Here is a 13,143-nt window from a genome sequence, read left to right on the forward strand (position 1 = left end):
TTAGTTGCCTCCTTCCTGAGGAGCTTGTTTCTTAGCTGGAGGAAGAACCTCTCCACGATAGATCCATACTTTTACGCCAAGACGGCCGTAAGTAGTATGAGCTTCCGCTGTACCATAGTCAATGTCGGCACGAAGCGTATGCAGTGGAACAGTTCCTTCGCTGTACCCTTCGGAACGAGCGATTTCGGCACCGCCAAGACGTCCGCCTACTTGAGTTTTAATTCCTTTTGCTCCGGAACGCATAGTTCTTTGAATCGCTTGTTTCAAAGCACGACGGAAAGAAACACGACGTTCCAATTGTTGTGCAATGCTTTCAGCAACCAAGATTGCGTCCAGTTCAGGATTTTTAATTTCAGAAATATTGATGTGCACCTTTTTACCGCCTGCGATTTTAGTAATTTCATTACGCAGATTTTCAACTTCGGAACCACCCTTACCGATAACCATACCTGGTTTCGCAGTGTGAATCGTTACATTGACACGGTTAGCTGCTCTCTCGATTTCAACACGGGATACAGCGGAGTCTTTCAATCTTTTTTTCAGATGTTCACGAATTCTAACGTCTTCCAGCAAAAGATCACCGAAATCTTTGCCTGCATACCATTTGGATTCCCAATCACGGATAATACCGATTCGGAGTCCGACGGGATTTACCTTTTGGCCCACACGTTTTCCCTCCTTATTTTTCAGATACCACCAGAGTAATATGACTGGTGCGTTTGTTAATACGGCTTGCACGACCCATTGCACGCGGGCGGAATCGTTTCATTGTAGGACCTTGGTTTACAAAAACCTGAGATACTACCAATTTATTTACGTCCAAAGAGTAGTTGTGATCTGCATTTGCAATCGCAGAATTCAACAATTTCTCAACGACTGGAGAAGCGGACTTTGGAGTGTGACGAAGAATTGCAATCGCCTCACCAACCTGCTTACCGCGAATCAAATCGATAACAAGTTTCACTTTGCGAGCAGAAATCCGTACGGATTTAGCATGTGCTTTTGCTTCCATTGAGTTTACCTCCTCTCAAACACTACGCTGTGTTGATTATCTTCTTGTTTTCTTATCGTCATCCGTATGGCCTTTGTACGTACGTGTTGGAGCAAATTCGCCCAATTTGTGTCCGACCATATCTTCCGTTACGTATACTGGCACGTGTTTACGGCCATCGTATACACCAAACGTATGTCCGATAAATTGCGGGAAAATCGTAGAGCGACGGGACCAAGTTTTGATTACCACTTTTTTCTCCGACTCGTTCAAAACCTCTACTTTTTTCAACAGGTAACCATCAATGAATGGTCCTTTTTTGAGACTGCGACCCATTTATGAATCCTCCCTTCGTTAAAACGTAGTCGTTCCTTAATATGTTAACGTGCGACTTAAGCGCACGTTTTATTACTTAGTACGACGACGAACGATGTACTTATCAGATGCTTTACCTTTTTTACGTGTCTTGTAACCAAGGGTTGGTTTACCCCATGGAGACATTGGAGATTTACGTCCGATTGGAGCGCGACCTTCACCACCACCGTGTGGGTGATCGTTAGGGTTCATTACAACACCGCGAACTTCAGGACGTTGTCCCAACCAGCGACTACGACCAGCTTTACCGATTTTCACCAGTTCATGGTCTTCGTTACCTACAGAACCGATTGTCGCGCGGCAAACTTTCAGAATGCGGCGAACTTCACCAGAAGTCAAACGAATTGTAACATACTTTTCTTCTTTACCAAGAAGTTGGGCTTCCGTACCAGCGGCACGAACGAGTTGGCCACCTTTACCCGGTTTCAATTCGATGTTGTGGATAACCGTACCTACTGGAATGTTTTCCAATGGCAAAGAGTTACCGATTTTAATATCGGAACCTGCACCGGATACCACTTCGTCTCCTACTTTCAGACCTTTAGGAGCGATGATGTAACGTTTTTCACCATCCACATAGTGGATAAGTGCGATGTTGGACGTACGGTTTGGATCATATTCGATCGTAGCAACGCGGCCCGGTATTCCATCTTTGTTACGTTTGAAGTCAATAATACGGTACTTACGTTTGTGTCCGCCGCCATGATGACGAACCGTAATTTTACCTTGGTTATTGCGTCCAGCTTGCTTGCTCAGAGGTGCCAGCAACGATTTCTCGGGCTGATTAGTTGTAATCTCCTCGAAAGTAGATACAGACATAGCACGTCTGGCCGGGGACGTTGGTTTATACTTTTTAATTGGCACTGAGTTTCCCTCCTTACTTTACAGTTTCAATTATACCGTTTCAAAAAACTCAAGCGGCTTACTGTCTTTGCTCAGCGTTACGAACGCTTTCTTCCACTCGCTCGTATAGCCGGAATGACGTCCGTAGCGTTTTGGTTTTGCAGGAACACGAAGCGTATTTACGTTACTTACTTTCACGTTAAAAATGGCTTCGATTGCTTTTTTAACTTCGACTTTGTTAGAACGAATGTCAACCTCGAAAACGTATTTCAAGTCATTCATCATACCAGCCGTACGTTCGGTGATAACCGGACGTTTGATAATATCACGAGGATCCTTCATTACGCGAGCACCTCCTCTACCTTCTGAACTGCTTCCTTCGTAATGATCAGTTTGTCGTGTCCGAGCACATCAAGAACATTAATGCCATCTGCGGCTACAAACTTCACACCAGGAATATTACGAGCGGACAGTGCTACATTATCATCATAGCTAGGAGCTACGATCAATGCTTTACGATCAGCTTTAAGGTTATTCAAAATGGCTGCGAATTCTTTCGTTTTAGGTCCGTTCAGTGTAAGAGCGTCCAATACGATAATTTCATTCTCAATCACTTTGGATGACAACGCCGATTTGATCGCCAGACGACGAACTTTCTTAGGCAATTTGTATGCATAGCTGCGTGGAGTCGGACCAAATACAGTACCGCCACCAACCCATTGCGGTGCACGGATCGAACCTTGACGAGCGCGGCCAGTACCTTTTTGTTTCCAAGGTTTACGTCCGCCACCACGTACTTCAGAACGTCCTTTTACTTTGTGAGTACCTTGACGCAGGGAAGCCAATTGCATAACAACAGCGTCATGAAGAACGTGCTTATTCGGCTCGATACCGAACACTGCGTCGTTCAATTCAATTTCACCAACTTGGCTGCCGCTAATATTAAATAGTGCTACTTTTGGCATTTCGTGTTCCTCCTTTCTTCAGTTGTTTATTTTTTCACCGTTTCTAATACTTTAACGAAGCTATTTTTAGGTCCTGGAATGGAACCTTTCACGAGCAACACATTACGTTCTGTATCGATCTTAACAACTTCAAGACGTTGGATAGTTACCGTTTCATGCCCCATGTGTCCTGGCAGGTGTTTACCTTTAGGAACGCGGTTAGCTTGAATGGAACCCATAGAACCTGGACCTCTGTGGTAACGCGAGCCGTGTGCCATTGGTCCGCGGCTTTGTCCCCAACGTTTGATAACGCCGGCAAAACCTTTACCTTTAGAAATACCTGTTACGTCAACGAACTCGCCTTCTGTGAAGACATCAGCCTTCAGTTCTTGGCCAACCTCGTACGCAGCAAGGTCGATGCCACGAAGTTCACGAACGTAGCGCTTAGGTGCAGTATTTGCTTTTTTCGCATGTCCTGCTTCAGGTTTGTTGGATCTTTTTTCTTTTTTATCAGAGAAACCGAGTTGGATAGCTTCGTATCCATCGTTTTCCAGATCTTTCTTTTGCAGAACAACACAAGGACCTGCTTCGATAACCGTAACAGCAAGTACGTTACCTTCAGGGGTAAACACTTGAGTCATTCCGAGTTTTTTTCCTAAGATACCTTTCATGTTGACACCTCATTTCTTTTCCTAATTACATATTACAATTTAATTTCGATATCTACACCGGACGGCAGGTCCAAGCGCATCAAGGCATCCACAGTTTGTGGAGTCGGGTTAACAATGTCGATCAAACGCTTGTGTGTGCGCATTTCGAACTGCTCCCGGGAATCCTTGTACTTGTGTACCGCACGGAGAATAGTAATGATTTGTTTTTCAGTTGGCAGCGGAATTGGCCCGGATACACCTGCGCCCGAACGTTTTGCTGTTTCAACAATTTTCTCAGCGGATTGATCAAGAATTCTATGATCGTATGCTTTCAAACGGATACGAATTTTTTGCTTTGCCATTTTAGTCCCTCCTTCTATCGCCCAATTTGGTATCGGACATACTCCGTGAAAATTTTCCGACAGCCCTCCCATGGCAAAGGGGCCGGGTGTGTCAGTAACCTCTCACATCATCGCACAGTCACAAACAACATTAGTTATTATATCGAATAGTTCTGCCTATTGCAAGCAAAAACGAAAAAACAATGCATCTTATTTTCAAAAGATACAATTGTGCTCGCAGCTCGCGATTTTTTCAAGAGAAAAGCCCCCGCACCAGGGCAGGGGCTCGTTAAGCTTCGTTCCAATACAACGTTACTCGTTCCAGTACACTGTTGCTCTATTCAAAGGCAAAAGCCTTCTTATTTGGAGATTGTTGCTACGGCACCAGCGCCAACTGTACGTCCGCCTTCACGAATAGAGAACTTAGTTCCTTCTTCGATAGCGATCGGGTTGATCAGTTGAACAGTAACCGTGATGTTATCACCAGGCATTACCATTTCGGAACCTTCTGGCAAAGTAATGATTCCAGTTACGTCAGTTGTACGGAAGTAGAACTGTGGACGGTAACCAGTGAAGAAAGGTTTGTGACGTCCGCCTTCTTCTTTAGTCAAAACGTAGATTTGAGCAGAAAATTCTGTATGTGGGTTAACAGAACCTGGTTTAGCCAATACTTGGCCGCGCTCGATTTGTGCACGATCTACACCGCGAAGCAGTGCGCCGATGTTGTCACCAGCTTGAGCGGAATCAAGCAATTTACGGAACATTTCTACGCCTGTTACTACGGATTTACGGGATTCTTCTTGAATACCGATGATTTCGATTTCGTCGCCCACTTTAACTGTACCACGCTCTACACGGCCTGTAGCAACTGTACCACGACCAGTGATGGAGAATACGTCCTCGACAGGCATAAGGAAAGGCTTGTCAGTGTCGCGTTCTGGAGTTGGGATGTAAGTGTCGATTGTTTCGAACATTTCAACGATTTTCTTAGCCCAGTCGCCGTCTGGGTTTTGCAGTGCTTCACGAGCGGAACCACGAGTGATTGGAGTGTCGTCGCCTGGGAAGTCATACTCGCTCAGCAAGTCGCGAACTTCCATTTCAACCAATTCCAGCAACTCTTCGTCTTCAACCATGTCGCATTTGTTCAAGAATACAACGATGTAAGGAACACCAACTTGGCGGGACAACAGGATGTGCTCGCGAGTTTGCGGCATTGGGCCGTCAGCTGCGGATACAACCAGAATCGCTCCGTCCATTTGTGCAGCGCCAGTGATCATGTTTTTAACATAGTCGGCGTGACCTGGGCAGTCAACGTGTGCATAGTGACGGTTAGGTGTTTCATACTCCACGTGTGCAGTGGAGATTGTGATACCGCGTTCGCGCTCTTCTGGAGCTTTATCGATTTGATCGAATGCTACAGCAGCACCACCGTAAGTTTTGGACAATACAGTTGTGATTGCAGCAGTCAAAGTAGTTTTACCATGATCGACGTGACCAATAGTACCGATATTAACGTGCGGTTTGTTACGCTCAAACTTAGCCTTTGCCATTTGAACAATTCCTCCTCAATAACTTGTTTTATTTTAGGCTGCCGGATGCCCTTTTGGTAAAACCCAGAGCATACCGGTCAGCTGATACATTGTATTACTCGCCGCCTTTGGTTTTGGCAACGATCTCTTCAGCAATGCTCTTCGGAACTTCTTCATAATGAGAAAGTTCCATGGAGAACACACCGCGTCCTTGTGTACCGGAGCGAAGTGTAGTCGAGTATCCGAACATTTCGGACAAAGGCACCTTCGCACGAATGATTTGAGCTCCACTGCGGGAATCCATACCTTCAATCCGACCACGACGGGAGTTCAACATACCCATTACGTCACCCATATATTCCTCAGGAACCGTTACTTCAACTTTCATAATCGGCTCGAGCAATACTGGTTTACATTTGTCTTTCGCTGCTTTCAGCGCCATTGATCCGGCAATTTTAAATGCCATTTCATTGGAATCGACATCATGGTATGATCCGTCCACGATTGTAGCTTTAACGTCCACAAGCGGGAAGCCTGCGATAACGCCGTTTTTCATTTGTTCCTCAATACCAGCAAGAGCAGGAGCGATGTACTCTCTAGGAACAGAGCCGCCGACTACCTTACTTTCGAATTGACTACCAGTACCTGGCTCAAGCGGTTCGAACTCAACCCATACGTGACCATATTGACCACGACCACCGGACTGACGAACGAATTTACCTTCGACACGTGCTGGAGCACGGAACGTTTCACGGTAAGCAACCTGTGGTTTACCCACATTTGTTTCCACCTTGAACTCACGACGCATACGGTCAATGATGATGTCCAAGTGAAGCTCACCCATACCCGCCAAGATGGTTTGACCTGTTTCTTCGTTAGTATGAGCGCGAAGAGTTGGATCCTCTTCAGTCAACTTACCGAGAGCTACAGACATTTTATCTTGGTCAGCTTTGGTTTTAGGCTCAACCGCGATTTCGATAACCGGATCAGGGAAGTTCATGGACTCGAGAATAACAGGACTCTTCTCATCACACAGTGTATCACCTGTACCTGTATCTTTCAAACCTACGGCAGCCGCAATATCACCAGAGTAAACTACAGTGATTTCTTGACGACTGTTCGCATGCATTTGAAGAATACGTCCGATACGTTCGCGTTTACCTTTTGTTGCATTCAATACGTAAGAACCGGATTGAAGAACACCGGAGTATACGCGGAAGAATGTCAACTTACCAACGTAAGGATCCGTCATGATTTTGAATGCCAATGCGGAGAATGGCTCTTCATCGGAAGAGTGACGTTCAACTTCCGTACCGTCTTCCAAATGCCCTTGAATACTTGGCACATCAATAGGAGCCGGCAAATAGTCGAGAACAGCATCCAACATCAGCTGAACACCTTTATTGCGGTAAGAAGATCCACAGATAACTGGGAAGATTTTAACTTCTACAACACCTTTACGGAGAGCGGCTTTAATTTCGGCAACCGAAATTTCTTCGCCTTCCAGGTATTTCATTGTCAATTCTTCGTCCAGTTCAGCAACCTTCTCGATCAATTCATTACGAAGTTCTTCAACTTGATCTTTGAATTCCGCAGGAACTTCTACTTCTTCGATATCTTGACCAAGATCATCTTTGTACATATGAGCTTTTTGTTCAACGATATCGATAATACCAGTAAAATCATTTTCTGCGCCGATTGGCAATTGAATCGCAACTGCGTTCGCTTGAAGGCGATCACGCATGTCAGAGACAACATTCAGGAAGTCGGCACCAATGATATCCATTTTGTTTACATATGCGATCCGTGGAACGCCGTAGCGATCAGCCTGTCTCCATACGGTTTCGGACTGAGGCTCAACGCCTTCTTTCGCACTGAAAACACCAACTGCTCCGTCCAATACACGAAGGGAACGTTCAACTTCAACAGTGAAGTCAACGTGCCCCGGGGTGTCGATGATATTGACGCGGTGACCTTTCCAGGCAGCGGTCGTCGCAGCGGAAGTAATCGTGATTCCGCGCTCTTGTTCTTGTTCCATCCAGTCCATTGTCGCAGCGCCTTCGTGAACTTCACCGATTTTGTGCGTACGGCCTGTGTAGAACAAGATCCGCTCTGTTGTTGTGGTTTTACCCGCGTCAATATGAGCCATGATCCCGATATTACGTGTATTTTTCAAGGAGAACTCTCTTGCCATGAAATGGGTCTCCCTTCAAAATTGAAGTTATTTTTTTGAGCTGAATCCTACCAACGATAGTGAGCAAACGCTTTGTTCGCTTCAGCCATTTTGTGCGTGTCTTCACGTTTTTTCACGGAAGCGCCTGTGTTGTTGGAAGCATCGATAATTTCAGCCGCCAAACGCTCTTCCATGGTTTTCTCACCGCGGTTGCGGGAGTAGTTTACGAGCCAACGTAATCCCAGGGACGTACGTCTTTCTGGTTTTACCTCGATTGGTACTTGGTAGTTGGCACCGCCGACACGGCGTGCTTTAACTTCCAGGACTGGCATGATATTCTTGATAGCTGCTTCAAAAACTTCCATCGGGTCATTCCCCGTACGTTCTTGGATAAGCTTGAACGCATTGTACAGAATGCTTTGAGCAACGCCTCGTTTTCCGTCGAGCATGATGCGATTGATCAAGCGGGTAACCAACTTGCTGTTGTATACCGGATCTGGCAACACGTCTCTTTTGGTAACTGGACCTTTGCGTGGCATGGATATCCCCCTTTCTTACATGTTAAACCGACATACGCGGTTTATATTCATTAGGATTTTTTAGCTTTAGGGCGTTTTGCGCCGTATTTGGAACGAGCTTGCATGCGGTTGTTTACGCCTGCAGTATCCAAAGCACCGCGAACGATATGGTAACGCACACCCGGAAGGTCTTTTACACGACCGCCGCGAATCAGCACTACGCTGTGTTCTTGAAGGTTATGTCCAATACCTGGAATGTAAGCAGTCACCTCTACACGGTTCGTCAAGCGAACACGAGCATATTTACGAAGTGCGGAGTTTGGTTTTTTCGGAGTCATAGTACCTACACGAGTGCACACTCCGCGTTTTTGCGGGGCACTGATGTCGGTAGCTTCACGTTTCAAGGCATTAAAACCTTTTTGCAAAGCCGGTGATTTCGATTTCTCGATTTTGGCTTGACGTCCTTTACGAACCAGTTGGTTAATAGTTGGCATGTTGGTTGCCACCCCCTTCCTCAATTTTTGCTGTTACTTTACAAACCTTATCTAAGCCCACAGACCCAGGCGGTTCATAAAAGAACAAATGAAAAGTCTTTGCCGCCAAGAATAACGATTCCTTAGACAAAAACGTTCCTTACCCTATTGTTTTACGATAGCAGCCATTGCGGCTCCCACTTCAATCCCACATGCAGCTCCGAGATTTTTCATTGTGTCTACGAGAGTCACTTTGACTCCTTGCTTGTTGCACAAAGCAATGATGTTGGAAGTGAGACGCTGATCTGCGTCTTCTGCCACATATACTTCTGAGGCAAAGCCCAATTCTACCATACGAATGGTTTGTTTGGTACCGATTTTGACATGAGCATCTTGCAGTCCCTGTTCTTTAGACATATCTCATTCCTCCGAAAAGACCCAATAGCATATAGGCTGCTCACGCACCTTTGCTATATTAGCATTGACTATAAGTAATGTCAAGACAAATATAAACCATAATTCATTTAAACAGAATAACACGATTCATTTTTGAAAAAAGCACCGGAGCACCGTCTACTGCAGCTTTTATGCAAAGCTTATGTCAGCGGTGTTCCGGTAATCATACTATTTTTGTATTACTCTGCCGAAATTGGTTCGAGCTCCTCAGATGGAGACTGCCCCTCTTCCGGCTGGGCAAATTTCACGCTACGGTAACGGTTCATACCTGTTCCCGCAGGAATCAATTTACCAATAATTACGTTCTCTTTCAGTCCAAGCAGCTGATCAACCTTGCCTTTAATAGCTGCATCAGTCAGGACACGAGTAGTTTCCTGGAAGGATGCTGCTGACAAGAAGGAGTCAGTTTCCAGAGATGCCTTGGTAATACCGAGCAGTACTGGCTTAGCTACCGCTGGTTCTTGACCGCTGAGAATCGCTATCTTGTTTGCATTTTCATACTCATGGACATCAACAAAGGAGCCTGGAAGTAAGATCGTGTCGCCCGCATCAATGATACGGATTTTACGCAACATTTGACGAATCATAACTTCTACGTGCTTGTCGTTGATTTCTACGCCCTGGTTCCGGTATACGCGTTGAACTTCCTGAAGGATATAGTTCTGTACCCCGCGAATACCTTTAATACGCAGCATTTCTTTAGGGTCAATCGAACCATCCGTCAGTTCGTCCCCAGCTTCAACAGTCATACCTTCGCTTACGCGCAGGCGGGAACCATACGTTACTGAGTATGTTTTCGTTTCAGCTTCACCCTGAATGTCGATCTCACGGCGGTCTTTACCTTCACGAACTTCTTTAACTGTACCGTCAATTTCACTAATCGTTGCCTGACCTTTAGGATTACGCGCTTCAAAAAGCTCCTGGATACGAGGCAAACCTTGTGTAATATCGTCACCCGCTACGCCGCCTGTGTGGAACGTACGCATAGTAAGCTGTGTTCCTGGCTCACCGATGGATTGTGCAGCGATGATACCAACTGCTTCACCAATCTCAACGTGTTTACCAGTCGCCAGATTGCGACCGTAACATTTCTTGCAGACGCCATGTTTAGCACGACAACTTAATACAGAACGTATTTGAACTTTGTGTACGCCAGCTTTAACAATCGCTTCAGCTTTGTCGGAGTCAATCAATTCGTTACGTCTAGCCAAAATCTCGCCAGTCTCAGGATGACGTACCGTTTCAAAGCAATAGCGACCTTCCAGACGGTCATAGAGATCTTCAATTACTTCTTTACCATCCTGGATACGACTTACTGTGAAGCCTTTATCCGTTCCGCAGTCTTCTTCGCGCACGATAACATCCTGTGCGACATCTACGAGACGACGAGTCAGGTAACCCGAGTCAGCCGTACGAAGGGCAGTATCCGCCAAACCTTTACGCGCTCCGTGAGTGGAGATGAAGTACTCGAGTACTGTCAGACCTTCACGGAAGTTTGATTTGATTGGGAGTTCGATAATACGTCCGGATGGATTCGCCATCAGACCACGCATACCGCCGAGCTGAGTAATCTGTGATTTGTTACCCCGCGCTTTGGAGTCCACCATCATCATGATGGAGTTGTAGCGATCCATGGACTTCATCAATACTTCAGTAATATCATCTTTCGCTTTAGACCAAATATCGATAATCCGGTCATAGCGTTCTTCATTCGTAATCAGACCACGACGGTACTGATTCGTTACAACTTGCGCTTTGTCTTCGGATCCCTTAAGAATCTCTTGTTTTTCCACCGGCACGATTACGTCCGATACAGCAACCGTTACCCCTGCACGAGTGGAATACGTAAAGCCAAGCTGCTTGATTTTATCCAGAATTACAGCTGTTTCTGTTGTATGGTAAGTCTCAAAACAACGGGCAATGATATTACCAAGGTAATCCTTGCCTACCCCGCTAGCTTGCGGAGCGTTTTGAATGGCTTCTGTAAGATTTACACCCTTCTCGTAAACAAAGAACTCCTCCGCAGTACCATAAAGCAGGTTCGCACGGGTAGCATCATTGATGTACGGGAAGCTTGCCGGGAAAATTTCATTAAAGATAATTTTACCAACCGTTGTGATCAACATCGCTTCCTGTTGTTTTTCCGTAAAGCTCGTTTTATTCAAAGCTTTAACCGGAATAGCTACACGAGCATGAAGTCCAGCTGTACCACGTTGGTAAGCCGATATAGCTTCATTCATGTTGCGAAGGATCATATTACTTCCTTCTTCTTCTTTGTTATCCATAGTCAGATAGAAAGAACCAAGAACCATATCCTGGGAAGGTGTAACAACTGGCTTGCCGTCTTTCGGATTCAAAATGTTGCCGGATGCTAGCATAAGCAAACGAGCTTCAGCTTGGGCTTCCGCAGACAACGGAACGTGAACAGCCATTTGGTCACCGTCAAAGTCGGCATTATATGCAGTACATACGAGCGGATGCAGACGAATCGCACGACCTTCAACCAAAATCGGTTCGAACGCCTGGATACCGAGTCTATGCAACGTAGGGGCACGGTTCAGAAGAACCGGATGCTCCTTGATTACTTCTTCCAGCACATCCCATACTTCTGCACTCACACGCTCTACTTTACGTTTCGCGCTCTTGATATTGTGCGCCAAACCTTTGTTCACCAGTTCTTTCATAACAAAAGGTTTGAACAGTTCCAACGCCATTTCTTTTGGCAAACCGCATTGATACATTTTCAAGTACGGACCTACAACGATAACGGAACGACCAGAGTAGTCAACACGTTTTCCGAGCAAGTTTTGACGGAAACGTCCTTGTTTACCTTTCAGCATGTGGCTGAGGGATTTCAAAGGACGGTTACCTGGACCTGTAACAGGACGACCACGACGACCATTATCAATCAAAGCGTCAACAGCTTCCTGCAACATCCGTTTTTCATTTTGTACGATAATATCTGGCGCACCTAGATCTAACAGACGTTTCAGACGGTTATTACGGTTAATAACACGACGATACAAGTCGTTAAGGTCAGAGGTAGCGAAACGACCACCATCCAACTGTACCATTGGACGAAGCTCAGGAGGAATAACAGGAAGTACGTCCATGATCATCCAATCCGGTTGGTTGCCTGAGTTACGGAAGGCCTCAATAACTTCAAGGCGTTTGATCGCACGGTTACGACGTTGTCCTTGAGCTGTACGCAGCTCTTCTTTCAAAAATTCTAACTCTTTGTCTATATCCAAATCTTGAAGAAGCTTTTTAACCGCTTCAGCACCCATACCTGCCTGGAAGCCATAGCCGTATTTCTCACGGTAGCTACGGTATTCTTTTTCGGACAGGAGTTGTTTTTTCTCCAAAGGCGTATCTCCTGGATCGGTTACAACATAAGATGCGAAGTAAATGATCTCTTCCAGAGATCTTGGAGACATATCAAGAGCAAGACCCATACGACTTGGAATGCCTTTGAAGTACCAAATGTGCGATACAGGAGCAGCCAACTCAATATGGCCCATACGCTCACGGCGAACCTTAGCGCGAGTAACTTCTACTCCACAACGGTCACAGACAACACCTTTATAGCGTACACGTTTGTACTTACCGCAATGACATTCCCAGTCTTTCGTAGGTCCGAAAATTTTCTCGCAAAATAGTCCTTCTTTTTCCGGTTTAAGCGTACGATAGTTAATCGTCTCCGGTTTTTTGACTTCTCCGCGGGACCAAGAACGAATCTTTTCGGGGGAAGCAAGCCCGATTTTCATATATTCGAAATTGTTAACGTCCAACAAGGAGCAACCCTCCTTAACCAAATCCTGAGTTTTTAGGTTTGATACCGCCCAGCAGC

14 protein-coding genes are annotated in these 13,143 nt (G+C 45.7%); all 14 read right to left on the bottom strand.

Annotation, left to right across the window (positions count from 1 at the left end; genetic code table 11):
* The 14 genes from rpsC to rpoC all read right to left on the bottom strand — a co-directional run bounded on the left by rpsC (position 1) and on the right by rpoC (position 13,087).
* Positions 1 to 666 carry a 30S ribosomal protein S3 gene (rpsC, locus tag MLD56_RS22535; RefSeq protein WP_013312156.1) on the bottom strand — a complete coding sequence of 222 codons (666 nt, stop codon included), beginning with the start codon at positions 664 to 666 and terminating at the stop codon, positions 1 to 3.
* Between the two features lie 13 nt (positions 667 to 679).
* Complete coding sequence (gene rplV / locus MLD56_RS22540) at positions 680 to 1,012, bottom strand: 50S ribosomal protein L22 (protein WP_013312157.1); 333 nt, start codon at positions 1,010 to 1,012, stop codon at positions 680 to 682.
* Between the two features lie 36 nt (positions 1,013 to 1,048).
* Entirely contained in the window at positions 1,049 to 1,327 is a 279-nt protein-coding gene (gene rpsS, locus MLD56_RS22545; RefSeq protein ID WP_029514489.1) for a 30S ribosomal protein S19, read from the bottom strand.
* 72 nt (positions 1,328 to 1,399) lie between these two features.
* Positions 1,400 to 2,230 (bottom strand): 50S ribosomal protein L2, encoded by an 831-nt coding sequence (gene rplB, locus MLD56_RS22550; RefSeq protein WP_029514490.1) that lies wholly within the window; start codon positions 2,228 to 2,230, stop codon positions 1,400 to 1,402.
* Positions 2,231 to 2,260: 30 nt separating this feature from the next.
* Entirely contained in the window at positions 2,261 to 2,551 is a 291-nt protein-coding gene (gene rplW / locus MLD56_RS22555; RefSeq protein WP_013312159.1) for a 50S ribosomal protein L23, read from the bottom strand.
* The gene (rplD, locus tag MLD56_RS22560) at positions 2,551 to 3,174 is read right to left on the bottom strand and encodes a 50S ribosomal protein L4 (RefSeq protein WP_013312160.1); all 624 of its coding nucleotides are present in this window, start codon (positions 3,172 to 3,174) and stop codon (positions 2,551 to 2,553) included. The genes rplW and rplD overlap by 1 nt, the downstream gene beginning before the upstream one ends.
* Before the next feature lie 26 nt (positions 3,175 to 3,200).
* Entirely contained in the window at positions 3,201 to 3,824 is a 624-nt protein-coding gene (gene rplC / locus MLD56_RS22565; RefSeq protein ID WP_013312161.1) for a 50S ribosomal protein L3, read from the bottom strand.
* Positions 3,825 to 3,856: 32 nt separating this feature from the next.
* Positions 3,857 to 4,165: a 30S ribosomal protein S10 gene (gene rpsJ, locus MLD56_RS22570; RefSeq protein ID WP_005544556.1), complete on the bottom strand. Its 309-nt coding sequence runs from the start codon at positions 4,163 to 4,165 to the stop codon at positions 3,857 to 3,859.
* Between the two features lie 338 nt (positions 4,166 to 4,503).
* Positions 4,504 to 5,694, bottom strand: a complete 1,191-nt coding sequence (gene tuf, locus MLD56_RS22575; RefSeq protein ID WP_023990558.1) for an elongation factor Tu — start codon at positions 5,692 to 5,694, stop codon at positions 4,504 to 4,506.
* Positions 5,695 to 5,788: 94 nt separating this feature from the next.
* Positions 5,789 to 7,867 carry an elongation factor G gene (gene fusA / locus MLD56_RS22580; RefSeq protein ID WP_029514491.1) on the bottom strand — a complete coding sequence of 693 codons (2,079 nt, stop codon included), beginning with the start codon at positions 7,865 to 7,867 and terminating at the stop codon, positions 5,789 to 5,791.
* Between the two features lie 47 nt (positions 7,868 to 7,914).
* On the bottom strand, positions 7,915 to 8,385 hold the full coding sequence (gene rpsG / locus MLD56_RS22585) for a 30S ribosomal protein S7 (RefSeq protein ID WP_007432586.1): 471 nt from the start codon (positions 8,383 to 8,385) through the stop codon (positions 7,915 to 7,917).
* A 50-nt stretch (positions 8,386 to 8,435) separates the two neighbouring features.
* Positions 8,436 to 8,858 (bottom strand): 30S ribosomal protein S12, encoded by a 423-nt coding sequence (rpsL, locus tag MLD56_RS22590; RefSeq protein ID WP_007432587.1) that lies wholly within the window; start codon positions 8,856 to 8,858, stop codon positions 8,436 to 8,438.
* A gap of 144 nt (positions 8,859 to 9,002) precedes the next feature.
* Positions 9,003 to 9,254, bottom strand: coding sequence for a ribosomal L7Ae/L30e/S12e/Gadd45 family protein (locus MLD56_RS22595; RefSeq protein WP_007432588.1), 252 nt, complete (start codon positions 9,252 to 9,254; stop codon positions 9,003 to 9,005).
* 218 nt (positions 9,255 to 9,472) lie between these two features.
* A complete protein-coding gene (gene rpoC / locus MLD56_RS22600) occupies positions 9,473 to 13,087 on the bottom strand; it encodes a DNA-directed RNA polymerase subunit beta' (RefSeq protein WP_029514492.1) in 3,615 nt (1,204 codons plus the stop codon).
* Between the last annotated feature and the right edge of the window lie 56 nt (positions 13,088 to 13,143).

This window comes from Paenibacillus peoriae (assembly GCF_022531965.1).
Lineage (GTDB): Bacteria > Bacillota > Bacilli > Paenibacillales > Paenibacillaceae > Paenibacillus > Paenibacillus polymyxa_D.

Excerpts from the sequence above, each read along its gene's own strand:
- rplV (WP_013312157.1), bottom strand. The coding sequence starts at position 1,012 with ATGGAAGCAAAAGCACATGCTAAATCCGTACGGATTTCTGCTCGCAAA.
- rplC (WP_013312161.1), bottom strand. The coding sequence starts at position 3,824 with ATGAAAGGTATCTTAGGAAAAAAACTCGGAATGACTCAAGTGTTTACC.
- rpsG (WP_007432586.1), bottom strand. The coding sequence starts at position 8,385 with ATGCCACGCAAAGGTCCAGTTACCAAAAGAGACGTGTTGCCAGATCCG.
- fusA (WP_029514491.1), bottom strand. The coding sequence starts at position 7,867 with ATGGCAAGAGAGTTCTCCTTGAAAAATACACGTAATATCGGGATCATG.
- rplW (WP_013312159.1), bottom strand. The coding sequence starts at position 2,551 with ATGAAGGATCCTCGTGATATTATCAAACGTCCGGTTATCACCGAACGT.
- tuf (WP_023990558.1), bottom strand. The coding sequence starts at position 5,694 with ATGGCAAAGGCTAAGTTTGAGCGTAACAAACCGCACGTTAATATCGGT.
- rpsJ (WP_005544556.1), bottom strand. The coding sequence starts at position 4,165 with ATGGCAAAGCAAAAAATTCGTATCCGTTTGAAAGCATACGATCATAGA.
- MLD56_RS22595 (WP_007432588.1), bottom strand. The coding sequence starts at position 9,254 with ATGTCTAAAGAACAGGGACTGCAAGATGCTCATGTCAAAATCGGTACC.
- rpsL (WP_007432587.1), bottom strand. The coding sequence starts at position 8,858 with ATGCCAACTATTAACCAACTGGTTCGTAAAGGACGTCAAGCCAAAATC.
- rplD (WP_013312160.1), bottom strand. The coding sequence starts at position 3,174 with ATGCCAAAAGTAGCACTATTTAATATTAGCGGCAGCCAAGTTGGTGAA.
- rpsS (WP_029514489.1), bottom strand. The coding sequence starts at position 1,327 with ATGGGTCGCAGTCTCAAAAAAGGACCATTCATTGATGGTTACCTGTTG.